The sequence below is a fragment of the Clostridioides sp. GD02404 genome (genome assembly GCF_045898275.1).
In the GTDB taxonomy this organism is placed as follows: Bacteria; Bacillota; Clostridia; order Peptostreptococcales; family Peptostreptococcaceae; genus Clostridioides; species Clostridioides difficile_A.
This window is the reverse complement of record NZ_JBJOCA010000011.1, coordinates 78,925-97,028: the sequence shown is the minus strand read 5'-3', so window position 1 is coordinate 97,028 and position 18,104 is coordinate 78,925. Positions and strand designations below refer to the sequence as shown.

At 28.3% G+C, this 18,104-nt stretch carries 14 protein-coding genes; 5 read left to right on the top strand and 9 right to left on the bottom strand.

The genetic code is table 11. From position 1 onward, the window contains the following. Window positions 1–48 precede the first annotated feature (48 nt). The gene (locus Q3287_RS08715) at window positions 49–654 is read right to left on the bottom strand and encodes an MBL fold metallo-hydrolase (protein WP_407963886.1); all 606 of its coding nucleotides are present in this window, start codon (window positions 652–654) and stop codon (window positions 49–51) included. A gap of 179 nt (window positions 655–833) precedes the next feature. Between Q3287_RS08715 and Q3287_RS08710 the strand changes: the two genes are divergently transcribed. The 3 genes from Q3287_RS08710 (at window position 834) to Q3287_RS08700 (ending at window position 3,432) form a co-directional block, all read left to right on the top strand. Continuing rightward, window positions 834–1,472, top strand: a complete 639-nt coding sequence (locus Q3287_RS08710) for a TetR/AcrR family transcriptional regulator (RefSeq protein WP_054268980.1) — start codon at window positions 834–836, stop codon at window positions 1,470–1,472. Between the two features lie 116 nt (window positions 1,473–1,588). Continuing rightward, complete coding sequence (locus Q3287_RS08705; protein WP_407963885.1) at window positions 1,589–2,251, top strand: response regulator transcription factor; 663 nt, start codon at window positions 1,589–1,591, stop codon at window positions 2,249–2,251. Then, a complete protein-coding gene (locus Q3287_RS08700) occupies window positions 2,251–3,432 on the top strand; it encodes a sensor histidine kinase (protein ID WP_407963884.1) in 1,182 nt (393 codons plus the stop codon). Before Q3287_RS08705 ends, Q3287_RS08700 begins: the two co-directional genes overlap by 1 nt. 193 nt (window positions 3,433–3,625) lie before the next feature. Here the strand turns inward: Q3287_RS08700 and Q3287_RS08695 are convergent, their stop codons facing one another. The 5 genes from Q3287_RS08695 to Q3287_RS08675 form a co-directional block, all read right to left on the bottom strand. Further along, a complete protein-coding gene (locus Q3287_RS08695; protein WP_407963883.1) occupies window positions 3,626–6,286 on the bottom strand; it encodes an ABC transporter permease in 2,661 nt (886 codons plus the stop codon). Continuing rightward, on the bottom strand, window positions 6,283–6,966 hold the full coding sequence (locus Q3287_RS08690) for an ABC transporter ATP-binding protein (RefSeq protein ID WP_054275778.1): 684 nt from the start codon (window positions 6,964–6,966) through the stop codon (window positions 6,283–6,285). Before Q3287_RS08690 ends, Q3287_RS08695 begins: the two co-directional genes overlap by 4 nt. A gap of 147 nt (window positions 6,967–7,113) precedes the next feature. Then, a complete protein-coding gene (locus Q3287_RS08685; protein ID WP_054268975.1) occupies window positions 7,114–7,620 on the bottom strand; it encodes a GNAT family N-acetyltransferase in 507 nt (168 codons plus the stop codon). 291 nt (window positions 7,621–7,911) lie between these two features. Then, on the bottom strand, window positions 7,912–8,850 hold the full coding sequence (gene blaCDD / locus Q3287_RS08680) for a CDD family class D beta-lactamase (protein ID WP_407963882.1): 939 nt from the start codon (window positions 8,848–8,850) through the stop codon (window positions 7,912–7,914). Between the two features lie 27 nt (window positions 8,851–8,877). After that, window positions 8,878–9,594, bottom strand: coding sequence for a hypothetical protein (locus Q3287_RS08675; RefSeq protein WP_054268973.1), 717 nt, complete (start codon window positions 9,592–9,594; stop codon window positions 8,878–8,880). 331 nt (window positions 9,595–9,925) lie between these two features. On the opposite strand from Q3287_RS08675, the gene Q3287_RS08670 reads away from it, so the two are divergent. Beyond that, window positions 9,926–12,169, top strand: coding sequence for an ATP-binding cassette domain-containing protein (locus tag Q3287_RS08670; protein ID WP_407963881.1), 2,244 nt, complete (start codon window positions 9,926–9,928; stop codon window positions 12,167–12,169). Window positions 12,170–12,430: 261 nt separating this feature from the next. Here the strand turns inward: Q3287_RS08670 and Q3287_RS08665 are convergent, their stop codons facing one another. The 3 genes from Q3287_RS08665 to Q3287_RS08655 form a co-directional block, all read right to left on the bottom strand. Next, on the bottom strand, window positions 12,431–14,545 hold the full coding sequence (locus tag Q3287_RS08665; protein ID WP_407963880.1) for a HelD family protein: 2,115 nt from the start codon (window positions 14,543–14,545) through the stop codon (window positions 12,431–12,433). A gap of 78 nt (window positions 14,546–14,623) precedes the next feature. Continuing rightward, entirely contained in the window at window positions 14,624–15,478 is an 855-nt protein-coding gene (locus Q3287_RS08660; protein ID WP_054268971.1) for a helix-turn-helix transcriptional regulator, read from the bottom strand. Window positions 15,479–15,703: 225 nt separating this feature from the next. Beyond that, window positions 15,704–16,600 carry a LysR family transcriptional regulator gene (locus tag Q3287_RS08655; protein WP_054268970.1) on the bottom strand — a complete coding sequence of 299 codons (897 nt, stop codon included), beginning with the start codon at window positions 16,598–16,600 and terminating at the stop codon, window positions 15,704–15,706. A gap of 120 nt (window positions 16,601–16,720) precedes the next feature. Here Q3287_RS08655 and Q3287_RS08650 point away from each other — a divergent pair, with 120 nt between their 5' ends. After that, window positions 16,721–18,043 (top strand): MATE family efflux transporter, encoded by a 1,323-nt coding sequence (locus tag Q3287_RS08650; protein ID WP_054268969.1) that lies wholly within the window; start codon window positions 16,721–16,723, stop codon window positions 18,041–18,043. Window positions 18,044–18,104: the final 61 nt, after the last annotated feature.

The following is an 18,104-nucleotide window of genomic DNA, read 5'->3' as shown; positions in this document are numbered from 1 at the left end:
TAGTCAATAGACAATATAGGATATACCTATCATAGATTATTATTTTTGTTACTTAATGCAAGGAGTTCCATGAGACATACATATCCATTCATATTTAAAATTATTTAATTCTTTTATAGATTTCATCATCTTTTCAGAATCCCAATTCCAAAGATTAGGATAAGGAATTATATTCCCATTCTTATTTTTAACTAAATCTCCTGCAAATAATACATCTTCAAAAACCATACACACATGCCCTGGAGTATGACCTGGAGTATGGATAATTTGTATATTTCCAATCTTCATATTTTCTCCATAAGGTTCAATATCCTTAATAATCCTTCTCGAAATTGTCTTTCCTATAAACTTTTTGAATCCAGGTCTATCCTTCTCTCCTATAATAAAAGGTATATCTTCTATATGAGCCCACACTTTCGCTCTTGTCTGTTCTTTTAGCAACTTAACATTAGATATATGGTCAACATCATGATGTGTCAGTAAAATATGCTTAATATCTGTAAGTTTAATTCCAAGTGTTTTTAATTCTTTAATTATGCTCTTCCCCATAAAAGGAAGTCCTGTGTCTATAAGAGTAAGCTCTTTATCAAACACAATAAAACAATTTGAACCACGAGTGCTATCTAACATTAATACATTTTCTGTTATTTTCATAAATAAATTCCCCCTATTTAGTCTTTTGCCTATATAATTAATTAGTGAAGTTATAAATATCTATAAGACTTAATATCAATTTTATTTTCATAAAAGTATACCCTCAGTATATAAATATATTATAATTATACAAGTATACCACTGGTATACATTGTTATCAATAGAAAGGAATAATTTATATGTCAGAATTATCAAGAAGAGATAAAGAAAAATTACAAAAAGAAAACGAGATTATTGATAAGGCAGAAATATTATTTTGCCTTAATGGCTTTGATAATACAACTATGAATGAATTGGCAAAAGAAGTTGAATATACTAAACGTACTATATATAAATATTTCTCATGTAAAGAGGATTTATTTTTTGCTGTCGTTTTAAGAGGATATGAGAGACTTTGGAATAGTATTGAAATAGAAAATGTAAAGGGTAAAACAGGATTTGAAAAAATAAAATTTTCATACTTTGCATTTTATAAATTTTATTGTACTAATCCCTCACTTCTATCTCTTATGGGGATGATTGGTGCTGTACAATCGAGAAACTCAGATACAGAGATACCATTTAAGAATAAGTTTTTTTCTTTTAACAAATTTATGTTTGACGAAATCCAAGCAATGTTTGAAGTTGGAAAAAATGATGGAAGTATTAGATATGATATTGAAATACCTACTCTTATGTATTCATCAATATTTACCCTCACAGGATTTTTTAATTTATTATCTTTAACAGGAAAATCGTACCTAGATAATTTTAATATAGATGAAGAGAAATTTATTGAAACAACACTTTCTCTTTTGATAAATTCACTTAAAGTTTAGACTTAAGTTTATAAATTAAACTTTATATTACTTAAATGATACTTTTCCTATCTTTAATATGAAAAAATATTAAATCTAAAATTAAAAATTTAAACTGATGAAAGGATTAAAAGTAAATGGCTAAAATACTACTTCTGGAAGATGATGATACAATTACATTTGGGATAAAAACTTCTCTTGAAAAGAAAAATCACACAGTGTGTTGTTATAATACTATTGCTGAAGCGAAGAAAAACTTTGATAAAACTATTGATTTGGCTCTACTTGACTTAAATTTACCTGATGGTATTGGATATGAATTTTGTCAATATGTTAAAAGTATAGAAGATACTCCAGTAATATTTTTGACTGTTCGTGATGATGAAAAAGACATTATACATGGATTAGATATGGGTGCAGATGACTATGTGGTTAAGCCATTTTTACTTTCAGTACTCCAATCTAGAATTAATGCAGTTCTTAGAAGAACTCATCCTGATATTAACAATACTATTACATGCAAAAATATAAAATTGAATAAAGTTGAAGTTAAAGTATATTTAGATAATGTTGAAGTACTTTTGACAGCAGGAGAATATAAGCTCCTTTTAAGCTTGATGGAAAATAAGAATAAAGCTATGACTCGCACAAAGTTATTAGAAATGCTGTGGGACGTAGATGGCAACTTTGTCAATGACAATACCCTTACTGTTACAATAAAACGTCTTAGGGAAAAATTAAAAAATCCACCTTGTATAAAAACATTGAGAGGCATAGGATATAGAATGGAGGATAATTAGTGAAAACTCCAAGAGACATCAATAATACAGCTGTGTTTATATTATTCTGTTTCGCTATAACTGTTTTGTTAAGTGTAATTCTAACAACTATAACTTCTTTTGATGAATATAAAATGATGTCTAAAGTTATTGGTGCATCATATCAGTTCAATCCTAAGTCTACAGAACATATACTAAAATCTCTAAAAGATTCAGGTGATAATAACCTTAACATTGGAAATGAGATTTTATTAAAGCATGGATACTCTAAAGGTACATTTTGGAGTAAAAACTTTTTTTACTTTTTAGTGGTTTCGTTTATTATAATTTCAACAATAGCTCTAGTTGTATATATACTTAAACATAAACAAAATATACAAAAAATGAATAGAATAAACAATCTTACTAGATACTTAGAAAAAGTAAACTCAGGAAAAGAGTCTGTGCTTTTACGATGTGAAGATGAATTTTCTCACCTTGAAGATGAGATATACAAAACAGTAGGAGAGCTTCGTTGTTCAAAGGAATTTGCTTTAAAAGAAAGGCAGGCCCTTTCTGATAATCTTGCAGATATTGCACATCAGCTTAAGACTCCAATTACTTCTATGTCACTTATGGCACAACTACTTTCAGAAAGTTGCTCTGATGAGGAAATAAATTATATTCATAGACTTACAAATCAAATCTCAAGACTTGAGAGATTAGTTTCATCTTTACTTATATTATCAAAATTGGATGCAAGTACTTTAATATTTGAAAGAAAACTTATAGATGTACATTCTCTACTCACTTATGCAGTTGAGCCTATAGAAGATTCTTTAAAAGAAAAACATCAAACACTTTCTATAGAAAGTTGCGATTCAGTAGAATTTGAAGTTGATATTAATTGGACTTTAGAAGCTCTTTTGAATATTTTCAAAAATTGTAGTGAACATATAGAAAATGGTGGACATATTATTGCTTACTACAACAAAAATCCTCTATATACTGAAATTATTATAGAGGATAATGGTAATGGATTTTCTCAGGAAGAACTCCCATATATTTTTAATAGATTTTATCGTGGTAAAAATGCTAATAAGGATAGTATTGGTATAGGACTTGCTCTATCAAGGTCTATTATAGAACGTCAAAATGGAACTCTGCATGCAGAAAATTGTCATAATGGTGGTGCAAGGTTCATAATTAAATTTTACACATAAAAGACTGGATTATAGGTAAAATCCTATAATCCAGTCATATTTATATCCTATCTATTATTTAAACAATATATTTCTATTTATATTTCATACTTTATTAAATAAATCAAATTTTATTAAATAAATAATAGAACCATACCTATACTTATCAATAGTCTTAAGGTGTTATTCTTAAATTAATTCAGATAACTTTTATTTATATTGTTTCATTTTTTATAGATTCTACTATATTTTCATTCTTTAATTGCTTATATCCTATCATATATGATGATATTACAATAAAAAGTATCAATACAGTAAAACCTATTATTGTAGATAAAGGTGCAAATGGTAAATACTCTATAAAGTGTATTTCATTTATACGTAGAAAAATATACACTATTGCTATTTGTACAGGAATACTGAGTAATAATGGTGTAATTCCTAAAAATAATCCTTCTAAGGCAAGCATCTTTTTTATACCATCTGGTGATAATCCAACAGAACGTAACATGGCAAACTCTTGTCTTCTGCTTCTAAGATTCCCTGACACTGTGGCCAATACATTAGATAATCCAATCATAGCCAACAATCCTGTAATGAAGCTCACTATTAAATTCATAGTCTTTCTTCCACTAGCATCTTTTTCTTCATTTTCTACAACATCCTCAATACTATAATCTCCAGACCCGTAAGCTTTATTATAAATAGACTCTAATTTTTCTTTTACTTTTGGAATATCTTCATGATTATCTACTTTAAATAATCCCATCATATTATTTGAACGTAGTCTACCTTCTTCATTATAATTTTTAGATATTTCCTGCACTATAGACATTGGTACTATTTGAATTAATGTATATCTTGAATTAGTATTTATTATTTGAGGAAGCTTATTTGTAATAGCTCCCACTTTCATATTAAAAGTATAATCGCCTTTACCTTCATCAGATATTCTTTCATTTAATTTAAGATTGTCTCCTATTGAAAGATTTAAATAATCTATATATACTTTATCTCTTCGTGTACTACGATTAATATCTTCCTCTTTATTATATACAATTGAAGTTAGGTTTTCTGTATTGTAGAATATCTTCGGGTCTACAGAAATTTGTCTGCAATATTCTGTAAAACTCTTATCATCAAGTCCAATTATAGCTGAGTATATACGAAATTTACCATTACATTCTATAGGAGAGTATTTTTTAGATGAAACTACACCTTTAAATCCACCATTTTCTGCAAGTTCTTTCGAGGCATCTTTTTCAGTTAACCAAGTAGCAGCAGACATTTTAAGATAACATAATGAACTCTTTACACCTTCTGTCTTACTTAGTTTTTCAATAAAAGCAGGCTCTACAGATTCTCCATTTGCTAAATGGATTGATATATCCCTTTGTTTTTCATAAGCGTCACTTCCATAGACAGCTTCTGCTCCTTCTTGGTTTGCGATTATATGCAAAAAACCTGTAAGCAATAGAAAAGATAGTGTTAAAGATATTGTTGCAGTACGATAGGATTTTTTACGTGCATGAAGTGCATTCATTGCAAGTTCTCCTTCTATACCAAATATCTTTCCTAGTGAATATTTATGCGATTTTTTTATCTTAATACTATCTCCTTGTCGTATTGCTTCTATAGGAGATATCTTTGATACTTTTCGTGCTGGTATAAGTGCAGAAATCCAGACTGTTATTATTGTAAGTAAAACTGCTGGTAAAAAAGCAGGAATACCATAAGTATATACCACACTTTGAGTACCTGTAGAAGAATTGATTGAATTAATATAAATTATGAGTCTATCACACAATAACCAGCCTAAAAATAAACCAATTGGCAGAGGTATAATAGTTAATAAAAAGCCTTCAAATAGCACAGATTTCCTAATTTGTTTTGGTGATGCACCAATGCTAGATAATATCCCTAATTGAGTAAGTCTAGCATTTGCTGATAATGAAAATGCATTGTAAATCACCATTACAAATACTGCTACTGTAAAAATTGCTATTGTAAAGTACATAATTGGAGTTGCAAATTTTTCTATACTATTCATAGATGCTTTCTGTTCTGGAGAAAATACTAACATCTTTAAAAGATAATTACTATTGTATTTAAGATTGTATTTTCCATATTCGTTAGTTTTCCACCCCAATGACTTAGCAAGCTTTGGGAGTTCTTTATATGTATCTCGTATATTTTTAAATCGTAAGTACACAGTTATATTATCATTGGGTTTTATACTTTTTTTGTCCAAATATCCTAAAGCTGTGTATGCAGGTACAACTGATGATGTTGTAACATCCATTTTTCCTACTATTGTTAATGTTATTTCTGAAGTTTTTTTAAAACTCTCACTTTTTGATTTTGGAGCTACAGGTTCAAGAGAATTTCCATTTAAAGTTCTATAACCTATTGGAATAGTAATCTTATCACCAATCTTTGTACTTGGATTACTTTCAAAGTACTGTTTTGAAAGTGCAATTTCATTAGCATTCTTTGGTTGACGACCTTCTAGTATAGTGTCTTTTTCTGGCATGGAGTTCCAGTATTCTGATGTAGCATTTCTATAAATTATATAATCTCTTTTGTCATTACTAATTTTCCCTACATACCATTGTCCTTTCACCATTACATCATCAACAGAAGAAAAATTTTCAATTAATGATAGGTCACTTCCATAGGTAGTATAAAATAGTTCACCATGCCAGTTACCTTCTTTCTCTATTGAAAGTCTTACGAAATCACTCCACATCGTATACAATAGCCCACATAAAGAAGACATCATTGTTGTAGTAAGTAATATGGCTAACATTATGGCTATACTACTGCGTTTATTGCGACGTACAAAGTCTAAGGTGTATTCTTGAAGAATATTCATTTCTTCACCACCTTTTCAGAGACAATCACACCATCTTCCATAGTTACAATACGATTTGCTTCTAGTGCTATTTTCTCATCATGAGTAATAAGAAGTATTGTCTGATTAAATCGTTTATTTGATATATTCAGTAAGTCTACAATTTCTTCTGAATTTTTTCTATCAAGATTACCTGTTGGCTCATCTGCTAATAAAATAGCTGGTCTATAGATTAAACTTCTAGCTATAGATACTCTTTGTTGTTGTCCACCTGAAAGTTGACTTGGAAGATGATTTAATCTATCAGATAATCCTAGTATTGATACAATTTCAGAAAATCTCTCTTCATCCACTTTTCTTTTATCAAGTAACATTGGTAATAATATATTTTTTCTGACATCAAGAGTTGGTATAAGATTATAAAATTGATAGATAAGACCCACTTTTCTACGTCGAAAAACTGCTAGAGCTTCTTCTTTTAAACTTGCTATTTCTGTATCTTCAATATAAATTTTCCCAGATGTTGGTCTGTCTACTCCTCCAAGCATGTGTAATAATGTTGATTTACCAGAACCAGATGCTCCTACAATGGATACAAAATCTCCTTTTTGAACTGATAAATTCACATTATTTAAGGCTGTCACCCTAGTTTGATTTGAACCATATATTTTTGTGAGATTTTCACATTTTAGTATTTCCATATACAATCATCTCCTTTATGGTTAAATTTTATCAACCTAAAATGACATTATAGTGACACAAATCTAAATATAAACAACTATTAAAATACCTGCTTTAATTAGGCAAATTATATTTTATAAACACATTTATATTTTAATTATTTTTAATTAGTCTAAGTCACTTTTACTCAAAAAATCACTCTTACTTAAGTGATATAAATCATTTTCTTCATCGTATTCAAAATTATTCGTTCTTAAAGAGTTACAAGAAGCAAGATTTTCTTTTTCTGGTTTAACTACTATTCTTTCAGCTTCTGTTTCATTAAATATTTTATGTATAAGCAATTTAATGATTGCTTTTCCAATACCTTTCCTTAAATACTCTTCCTCTCCAATTAAATAATCTATACTAAACGTACCTATAATTAGTATTTCAGGGTGAAAGATTTCATTTGCACTAAGACAGTCATAATATTGGCAAAACCCAATTGGCATATTATCATACATAACAATAAAATGTTTTATAAAACTAAATTCCCCAAATCTAGCTTTAATTTCTTTTATCCATTCTTCAGAACTTTTAAACCATTTAAGTATATATTCTTGGTTAATCCAGTTTTCTATCAATTTGACATCTTCATCATATACAGGTCTGATATACAGTAGTCTATCCATAACCTTCAGCTCCTTAAAATATTATTTTATTCTTTAATTACCTTTATATATTTTTATATATTATTTAAGATTATAATGTAAAATAAAAACTATGCAACATATTTTATTTATACTTTTAATATATTGCATAGTCTCTAAGAGCTATTAACATTTATTTTAATATGTATTATGATTTATTTTATTACTCAATAACAAATATTTTATGTACTATAAGATTTAGACATAATCTATACTTAACTTAGTAAAATTATTTAATGACTAAATAGCTTATACATGCAAATAAAATTAAGCTTATTTTGTGATATTATAGTATTTCTTAATTATATTAACTGCAATCTCTTTTACCTTTGGACCTGTAACTTCTTTATTGGAATCATCTGATTTAATAGCAAAATAATAAGTATCATCTTTAATCTCTACCATACCAACAAACCAAGCATCTACATGTTGATTTTTTCCATCATATCCTGTTCCAGTTTTTCCATACAAATTTATGTTTTTGTCATTTACATCTATTTTCATAATATCTTTTAAAATATTAATATGCTCTTTTTTAAAGCTTGTATCTCCTTCAAATATCTTTGCTACTGTTTCTGCTTGCTCTTTTGGAGATATTTGTAATGAAGATTCTAACCAAAATCCATTTAAATGTCCCATTCCATTTTTTAAATCGCCTTCCCATTCACTAATATCGCAGTTTCCATATTTTAAATCATCTAGAATTTTTTGAACAGAATTAGAGTCAACTTTATTTAATAATTTTTTATAGTACCAAACACAAGATTGCTTAAATGCCTCTTCCAAATTAAGATTTCTATTCCAATTTTTATTTTTATAAATTGTTCCATCATATCCCATAACTGATTCTTTCGAGTTTATTACTCCTTTTTCTAGACCAATTAGAGTTGAAACTATTTTAAAAGTAGAACATGGTGACCTTCTTGTTTCGATTAATTCTTTGTTATATATATTATATTCTTTATTTTTAGTATTATAAAAAACAGCTCCTCCACTAATATTTTTAAAACAATCACTATAATCAACTATATTAATTTTTTCTTTTTTATTTTTATCCTTGTTTTCAGTTTTGGAGTTATTTAATTCAGAGTTTATATAATTCTTATCATACTTTTGTTTTGTATCGTTATGCTTTTTTCCTACATAATATACTCCCATAGCTATGACAATTAGGAGAATAACTATCCAAATAAAATCATTTTTTCTTTTCATACTTTATATCATCTCCTCTACATAAGCTTATAATCCACCTTTAAAATAATAGACATTATTTGTAATATACTCCAATCTAGGAGCTTGGATACTTCTGTTTATAAAATCTAACTTTGGTTTAACATCTTTTAGGTCTTTAAAAATTACAATACCATCAATAGACTGTAATTCAGCTCCAAATAAAAAATAGACTAAATTTCTATCTCCAGAAATTTTAACTACATCTAAATTTCTGTTTAATTTTTTCATTTTTTTTATTACTTCTTTAGAAAATATCTTCTCCAATTCGTTTTTATCAGATTTAATATAAAAGGTACATTCAGAGCTTAACTTTTTTTCATCATAAACTTTCAAAATAGCTTTAGCTACTACACTATAATCTTCTTCGTAAAGTTTAAATCTAAAACTTTCACTTGGACTAGGAATAAATATAGTGCCTATACTTATAAAGATACCAAATATACATCCAATCATTTTTCTTTTATTTAAATCTTTTTTATAGTAAAGCTTAATCATATGTACTAAAATCCATATAAATGCAATTAACATCAATGGTATTGCAAATAAGCCTATAAATAGTAGAATTACTCCTCCCCTATATATGATATTTCCACACAAAAATAAAAAATCACTTACAATAAATAGAATTAAAGGGATAACTATGTCTCTTATATTTTCTTTACCTAATATAATTATATTGATTGAAGCTATGATGAAGATACTTAATATAACTATTAGTATCATTATGTCCTCCTTTCAGTCAGTGAGGTAATTATTTGTTCTTTATTTAAAACTTACTATTGTAATATTTAAATATTACAATAGTAAGTTTTAAATGTCAAGTCGTTTTAATTGTATAATTATCTTTATATTTATCAAATTACGAGTATCTATTATGTACTTTTTTATCTATTATCAACTAGCATTTATTCAGATTGTGTGAGACTGATTAAACTTAGAAATACGTCCTATAACATAGCAGAATATATCAAGAAAGTAGCTTTTAATTTTATTATAATATGGTTACATAATATAATTGCTTTACTAAAATGTACTCAGAAAGGATTTAACATTCATGTCAAATATTATAATAAAAGGACTTACACAAAATAACCTAAAAAATATATCATTTAAAATTCCTAAAAATAAAATTGTTGTTTTTACTGGTGTTTCTGGCTCTGGAAAATCCAGTATCGTATTTGATACAATCGCAGCAGAATCACAAAGACAGATGAATGAAACATATTCTTCATTTATCAGAAATAGACTACCTAAGTATAGAAAACCTCAGGTAGAGCTGATTGATAATTTAACTGCTTCTGTAATCGTAGACCAAACTCCTCTTGGTGGTAATGCACGTTCCACAGTTGGTACTATAAGTGATTTGTATTCATCACTAAGATTATTATTTTCTAGAATTGGAGAACCTTACATAGGAACAACTTCACATTTTTCTTTTAATGACCCAAATGGTATGTGTAAAAATTGTTCTGGGATTGGTAGAGTTAAAGTAATCAATATTGAATCTATTATAAATCCTGAAAATTCATGGAATACAGGATGTATAAATGACTCTTTATTTAAACCTAATTCATGGTACTGGAAGCAGTATGCAGAGTCTGGACTTTTTGACTTAGATAAACCTATAAAGGATTATTCTTTAGAAGAATATAATTTATTGCTTTATGGCTCAAAAAATAAAGATGGCAAACAGGAAAATCCAAAAATAGAAGGTATTTTTAACAAATATAATCAAACATATCTAAATCGAGATATTAGCAATATGAGTAAACACACAAAAGAAAAATCAGAAAGACTTATAACAGATAAAGAATGTCCTATCTGCCACGGAAAAAGATTAAATAAAGAAACTCTTAACTGCACTATCTTAGGATATTCGATTGCAGATATGTGTGATATGGAACTTACTGACCTTTATGATTTATTGTTACAAATAAAAGATAAAAGAGTTGAAACTGTAATAAAGACTCTTGCTGATGGTTTAAAAAGAATGATTGATATTGGACTTCCTTACCTACATCTAAATAGAGAATCATCATCTCTATCTGGAGGAGAAGCTCAAAGATTAAAACTTGTACGCTATATGGGAAGTAGCCTCACAGGTATGACTTATATTTTCGATGAACCTAGCACTGGTATGCACTCACGAGATGTACATCGTATGAATCAGTTATTAAAAAAACTTAGAGATAGAGGAAACACTGTCCTTGTGGTAGAGCATGATAAAGACGTTATCTCCATAGCAGATGAAGTTATAGATATTGGACCGAGTGCTGGTATGCATGGTGGACATGTTGTATTCCAAGGTTCTTATGACAAATTACTTTTAGCAAATACTCTTACTTCAAATGCAATGAATCTATCATTACCTATAAAAACTAATTCTCGTCAGCCAAAAGGTACCCTTCCAATTAGAGATGCTTGTATAAATAATCTAAAACATGTTGATGTAGATTTACCAGTGGGAATTATGACTGTTGTTACTGGAGTAGCAGGTTCTGGCAAGAGTACTTTAATCTCTCATGTTTTTGCGCAAAAGTACGAAAAAGATGTTATCAAAATCGACCAAAGCCGTATTACAGCTACAAACCGTTCTATGCCTGCTACATTTCTTGGTTTCTTTGATGAGATAAGAAAAGTATTTGCTAAAGAAAATAATGTTGAAGAAGGTTTATTCAGCTTTAATTCAAAGGGGGCTTGTCCTGTTTGCGATGGTAAAGGAGTACTTGTTACAGAACTTGTATTCATGGACCCTATTATTAATACATGTGAAGCTTGCAAAGGTACTAGATATAGTAAAGAAGTTTTGGCAAAATTATATAAAGGCAAACATATAGTTGATGTACTATCCATGACAGTCGATGAAGCTCTTGAATTTTTTACAGAAAAGAAGCTTTGTAAAATCTTACAAACCATGAAAGATGTTGGCTTATCTTATATGACCTTAGGTCAACCGCTTAGCACACTATCTGGAGGAGAACGTCAACGAATTAAGTTAGCTAAAAACCTCAACAAAAAAGGTACTATCTATATTTTAGATGAGCCGACTACAGGGCTTCATGGTTCTGATATTGAAAAACTTATGTTGATTTTTGAGCATATAGTCGATAAAGGTAATACTATAATTATAATTGAACATAATTTGGATGTATTGAAACAAGCTGATTGGGTGATTGATATTGGTCCTGATGGTGGCAAAAATGGTGGTCAGGTCGTATTTGAAGGTACACCACTAGAAATGTTTAAAAGAGGTTGCACTATAACATCAGATTTCCTTAGAAAATCAATAAAGGTATAGATAATATAATACTACTATTAAGAGATTAAGAACTATTACATATATATTACTACTTTGTTTTAGTTCATAAATTTAAAGTTTAACTTTATTTTAAAAGAAATTAACATTATAAAAGCTATAAATCATAAAATTTTATTAAATTTCAAATGTAATTTATAGCTTTTATTTTTTATTTGTTTATAAGTATTATTTTTTATTGATTTATTGATGAATCTTTGCCCCAATTCTCATTTATGATAATAAATGCATATAAAATATAATCTACATGCTTATAAGTTGAGTTAATGTACCAACATATGTTAACTTAAGTTTGTGCATAGCTCGTGTACAAGCAATATACAACAAACTGCGGTCATAATCACTATAATATGTTTTATTATTTACTGAAGGTACAATAACTTCATCAAACTCTAGACCTTTTGACATTTTAATAGAAGTTATGGAGACTCCTTTTGTAAAGCTAGAACTTTCAGAAGATATTAAGTGCACACTATATTCTTCTCTTAACATATCATATATAGCTTTAGCGTCATTATCTGTCTTTAATATAATACCAAGAGTAGCATTATCACTCTTTTTAAATTCTTCAATTTCTATTTTTATCTTATTTATCTCATCTTGTTCGTTATTACATTTTAATAAAGCTGGTTCTTCGCCATGTCGCTCAATAGGCTCTAATGAAGATATGTCTTGAATCTTTTTTGTGAAATTAATAATCTCAAAAGTAGAACGGTAACTCTTGTTCAACATAACTAGTTCCCCATCATCATATAGTTGTTTCATATCATCTAGTGTGTGAGTGTGATTGGGATTAACTAATTGTCCAAAATCTCCAAGAATAGTCTTTTTACACTTAAAAAGCAAGTTTATTACAGCATATTGAATAGGTGTATAATCCTGCATTTCGTCAATAACAATATGTCTTATAACCTTATCTTCTTGTAATCCTTCATATGCAGCATGGATATATATAAATGGATATACATCTGACCATTCAAGTGTTTTCTTTTCTGGCATCACAAACATGTTTGATATATTCATTTGCTTAAAGAAATCCTTATACAGCAAAAGGGTATTTTTTATTTTCAACATTCCATTTAAGTTCTTAAGTATGCTTTTTACTCTTGGTAAATCTTCTTCCATAATATTATCTGTTTCGAATCTATAACGAATATCTTCAGCTACCTTTTCAAGTCTTCTCTTAACTGGATATTTATTATATGCATCAAATCTACTCTGTATCCAATCACTTTTAGCTATGAAGTCTCCAAAAATATAATCTTGTGGAATAAAAATCTTATTAGGCATTTGTTTTATATAACTATCCATAAGTTTTACAAAATCAAGTGTAGATTTAAAACGCACTCTTTCACTCCATTTAGCATCATTTGTTTCTAATGGGTTTCTCTCACTTTCAAAGTTAATTATTCTCTCTAATTGTACTTCTGCTATATTTTCAAAGCTTAATTCACATAATGGTTCTTCTCCAAGTTCTGGTAGAACATTGGAAATATAGTCTCCAAAAACTTTATTAGGTGATAGGATAATTACATTATTTGCTGATATTTTATCTTTAAATCTATAAAGAAGAAAAGCAATTCTATGTAATGCTATAGATGTTTTACCAGAACCAGCTACCCCTTGAATAATCAATGTATCAGCTTTATCATTTCTGATAATTTGATTTTGTTCTTTTTGTATTGTTGAAATAATTGACTTCATTTTTTCGTCTGAAGTATGACTAAGTTCTTTTTGAAGAATATCATCTTGTATATTGATAGAACTTTCTAATGCGTATTCCAATTTCCCATTTTTGATTTTAAATTGTCGCTTTCTTGTTATTTCTCCATCTACCCATCCTATTGGCGCATTATATCCTGCTACTCCTATTTCATAATCATAAAACATACTAGCAATTGGAGAACGCCAATCAAGTATTAACAGTTCATCTTCATAATCAAATGCAAATCTACCTATATAGTACTTATATTCATCATCCACATCTTTCAATCTAAAATCTATTCTAGCAAAGTATGGAGAATCTTTAGTTTTATCAATCTTATCTCGAACTTTCACCATAAAAGCTCCATAGTTATCTATTTGTTTTAGTGATTGTTCATTTTGAAACATTTCATGTGGGTCTATTTCGCCCCGATTTTTTACCATATAGATTTTGGCTTCCATATAATCTCTCTCAAGTTTTCCAACAAGATTTTCAGCTTTATTAAAAGCATCTTCTATCTTATTGTTTATATCTATTAGATGTACAATCTCATCTGGAAAAGAAGTTAATAGCTCTGTATCATGTTCATATATGTTATGTTCACAATCAGATACAATAGAATCAAAATTTACTACCTGTTTATCTTCAGACATTTAAATCCTCCTTGTTAATTAAGTACTTATATTGAATCATTATACTTAATTATATTTTGGAGTTTTTAATCATTATTGCTATTTATTGTTCTTTTTATCTACAGAAGTCATGACAAATTTTTGAGTAGGATATCCAAATTCCACAAGCAACTCTGCTTCTGCAAATCCCAACTTCTTTATCATATCTCTATGCCCTGTATCGGCTTTGTCACCCTCTCGAAAGGTAGTAATTGAGATATCTGTATCTATTAAGAAATCTTCAATAACTTTCTTCAAAAACACTTGTGCAATATCTGAATTACGATATTGTGGATGTATACCAAAAAAATCAATACTTCTAGTTTCTCTATTAAATATCATATTTGCAATAGCAATATTATTAAGCTTTAATATCAAGGCTCTTTCTTCTAAAATATACTGTTCCAATTGAGAAATATATTCTTCCTCTTGCAAATTTGGAAATCCATCTATGACTAATCGCACTAAATTCATCCACAATGGTATATCAGACATATTTGCAAGTTTAATTTCTTTTTCCAACTCTAACACGTTTTTTGAAAATAAATCGTCTTTTTTCAAAACAAATCTTAGCTGCAAAGGATAAAATTCTTGTTCTTTTCGATATTTATTTGGAGATTTTTTGTACATAGCTTTAAATATAGAAGTGAATGCTTGTTGACTTTCATATCCAGCTATCAATGCAATTTCAATTATTGGTTTCTTTGAAAATACCAATAGTTTTGCTGCTTCTGTTAATTTTCTTCGCTTTATATAATCATGCATCGTCAAGCCAACAGAAGATGTGAAAGTTCTATGTAAGTGATATTTTGAATAATGAACAGCATTAGCAACTATATCTAAATCCAGCTTATCTGATAAATGCTCCTCTATATAGTCAATAGCTGTTATGACATTAATTACTTTATAAGACATTGCAGCTCTCCTCCTTTTATCCACGCAACATTATATCAATCATCACTTAATCAGATTTAATGAATCTTGCTCTTTTGTAAACAAATTTATTTTTATATGTACTTTATATTTACTATAGTATACTTAATAATTTCCTTATATGTTTTCCAATCCTAATAATAATTGTTTCCAAAATAATGTCTTAACCTCATAATAAATTCTTAGTTCAATAGTTTAATATAACTTTTACTTTTTAATTAAAGACTCTAACCCTTTAATTTTCAATAATTTTTCATTTAGTAAATCTAAAAAATTATTTATTATTTCTTTCTTACTAGATTCCTTAATTAAGTAATAAATAAATCTATCTGGAGGTGCATCTTTTATATAATGTATTTCGATATTTGATATTTCTTTAAGATGGTATGCTACTGACACTGGCACAATAGCCCACACATTTTCTTGCCTCATAAAGTACTCCAAAAGTGACATCTGGTCTAGAAATACTTTAGGTTGAAGAGTTGAACGAAACCAAAAATTGTGCCATAAATCATATTCAGGATTCCACGGAAGCCTTATCTCATCAGCAACATCTAAGATAGAAGGATGTAACTCACTTTTATATTTTGAACCATAACTTGTTACTAGTAACATAGCTTCTTTAAATATTGGTATTGTCTCTATATTATTAAAAAACATATCATCAGAAATAAGTGCTATATCTACTTCTCCCTTTGAAATGTAATCATATGCTTCATAAGAATGATAATTGTAAAAGTTTATATTATATTCTGGATATGTGTTCATAAAGCATGAAAATACATCTGGAAGTATATATGAACTTACACTCCCTATAGAGGATATGTTTAGAATTTTACTTCTATCCATTTTAGTTATAGACTTGGCTTCTTGTAAAAGAATTTTATATTTTTCTGCAATTGGTACAAATGCTTTTCCCTCTTCTGTCAACTCTGATATTCGTATACCTTTTTTTCTTCTAATTAACTTATATCCTAGTTCTGTTTCTAATGCATTTATTCTTCTACTTAATGCTGGCTGAGTAACATACAAACTTTCAGCAGCAGCAGAAATACTACCTAACTTTATAACAGTCAAAAATGCTTGTATCTCAAGTTCTGTCATAACCTTACCTCAATTCATAATATAAATATTTATTTATATTATATGGCTAAAAACGGCATTTTACAATTATTTGATATGACTGTAAACTAATTATATCTTAAAATTTAACGAGGTGCTATTATGAAATATACAACTAACTTAACAGAGGGAAATATAAAAAGAGAATTGTTTATACTTATGTTACCATTGCTTTTAGGAAATATACTTCAACAACTTTACAATACTATTGATGCTATTATAGTTGGTAGATTTGTAAGCCAAACTGCCTTTGCTGCTGTAGGTGTAGCAGGTACTATTATGAATCTTTTTATATTTATATTAAGTGGTAGTTGCACAGGTATTTCAATTATCTTTGCACATTTTTATGGTGCCAATGACTTGTCTTCATTTAGAAGAGAATCTTTTTTAGCAACTATTTTTGGAGCTACATTGACTTTTGTATTAAGTATATGCTCAATATTTATACTATCTCCACTATTAAACATAATTAATACTCCACATGAGGTTGCAAGTATAGCAAAATCTTACTTAAATATTATTTTTTGTGGACTCATTGCAACATATTTTTATAATCTGTTATCAGCAACTTTGAGAGCTGTTGGTAATACCAAATCGGCCCTTATTATCTTAATGTTTTCAATGATAATGAATACTGTTTTAGATTTAGTTTTTGTTGCAGTATGTAATTTTGGAATTCAAGGAGCAGCCTTTGCAACGGTATTATCACAGACACTCGCATCACTTCTTTGTTTCGTTTATATAAGAAAAAATATCTCATTTCTTTTATTTAAAAGAGAGGATATGAAGTTTGAATGGAAATTATTAAAATTAACTATCTCTTATAGTCTAATCTCTGCTCTCCACCAATCTAGTCTGTATATTGGAAAACTACTAGTACAAGGTGCTGTAAATATAATGGGAACAGATATGATTACATCATATACTGCTACAACAAGAATTGAAGGGTTTGCTAATTCTTTTGGAGATAGTGGAGCTGAGGCCATATCTATATTTGTTGCACAAAATACTGGAAATAAGGACAGAAAAAGAGCAAAGCAAGGATTTTATACAGGATTGATTATTCTGGTGTGTCTAGGAATTGGATTATCTTTAATAATGTACTTTTTTTCAGAAACTACTGTTGGACTTATGATGAGCAATACAAATAATGACATTATGATAAATGGTGTAGAATATATGAAAACTATTTCTATTTTTTATGTCTTATGTTTTATAGGAAGCGCCTTTGTTGGCTGGTACCGAGGAAGTGGTAAAGTAAACATCCCTGTAATTGGAACTATCTTACATATATCAATTCGTGTAATTCTTTCTTATTTGCTTATTCAAAGATTTGGTCTAAAGTCTGTAGCATTTGCTACTGGAATAGGTTGGGTTTCTGTTGTATTATTTCAATACATTGTTTTCTATATGTCAAAAGAATAAAAAGGTGAACACTATACAAAGTTCACCTTTACGTAATAATCTTCTATTCTATTTTTAACTA

Coding starts and splice junctions, on each gene's coding strand:
- Q3287_RS08650 (WP_054268969.1), top strand. CDS start 16,721: ATGAAATATACAACTAACTTAACAGAGGGAAATATAAAAAGAGAATTG.
- Q3287_RS08665 (WP_407963880.1), bottom strand. CDS start 14,545: ATGTCTGAAGATAAACAGGTAGTAAATTTTGATTCTATTGTATCTGAT.
- Q3287_RS08715 (WP_407963886.1), bottom strand. CDS start 654: ATGAAAATAACAGAAAATGTATTAATGTTAGATAGCACTCGTGGTTCA.
- Q3287_RS08695 (WP_407963883.1), bottom strand. CDS start 6,286: ATGAATATTCTTCAAGAATACACCTTAGACTTTGTACGTCGCAATAAA.
- Q3287_RS08660 (WP_054268971.1), bottom strand. CDS start 15,478: ATGTCTTATAAAGTAATTAATGTCATAACAGCTATTGACTATATAGAG.
- Q3287_RS08710 (WP_054268980.1), top strand. CDS start 834: ATGTCAGAATTATCAAGAAGAGATAAAGAAAAATTACAAAAAGAAAAC.
- Q3287_RS08690 (WP_054275778.1), bottom strand. CDS start 6,966: ATGGAAATACTAAAATGTGAAAATCTCACAAAAATATATGGTTCAAAT.
- Q3287_RS08675 (WP_054268973.1), bottom strand. CDS start 9,594: ATGATACTAATAGTTATATTAAGTATCTTCATCATAGCTTCAATCAAT.
- Q3287_RS08685 (WP_054268975.1), bottom strand. CDS start 7,620: ATGGATAGACTACTGTATATCAGACCTGTATATGATGAAGATGTCAAA.
- Q3287_RS08670 (WP_407963881.1), top strand. CDS start 9,926: ATGTCAAATATTATAATAAAAGGACTTACACAAAATAACCTAAAAAAT.
- Q3287_RS08705 (WP_407963885.1), top strand. CDS start 1,589: ATGGCTAAAATACTACTTCTGGAAGATGATGATACAATTACATTTGGG.
- Q3287_RS08655 (WP_054268970.1), bottom strand. CDS start 16,600: ATGACAGAACTTGAGATACAAGCATTTTTGACTGTTATAAAGTTAGGT.
- blaCDD (WP_407963882.1), bottom strand. CDS start 8,850: ATGAAAAGAAAAAATGATTTTATTTGGATAGTTATTCTCCTAATTGTC.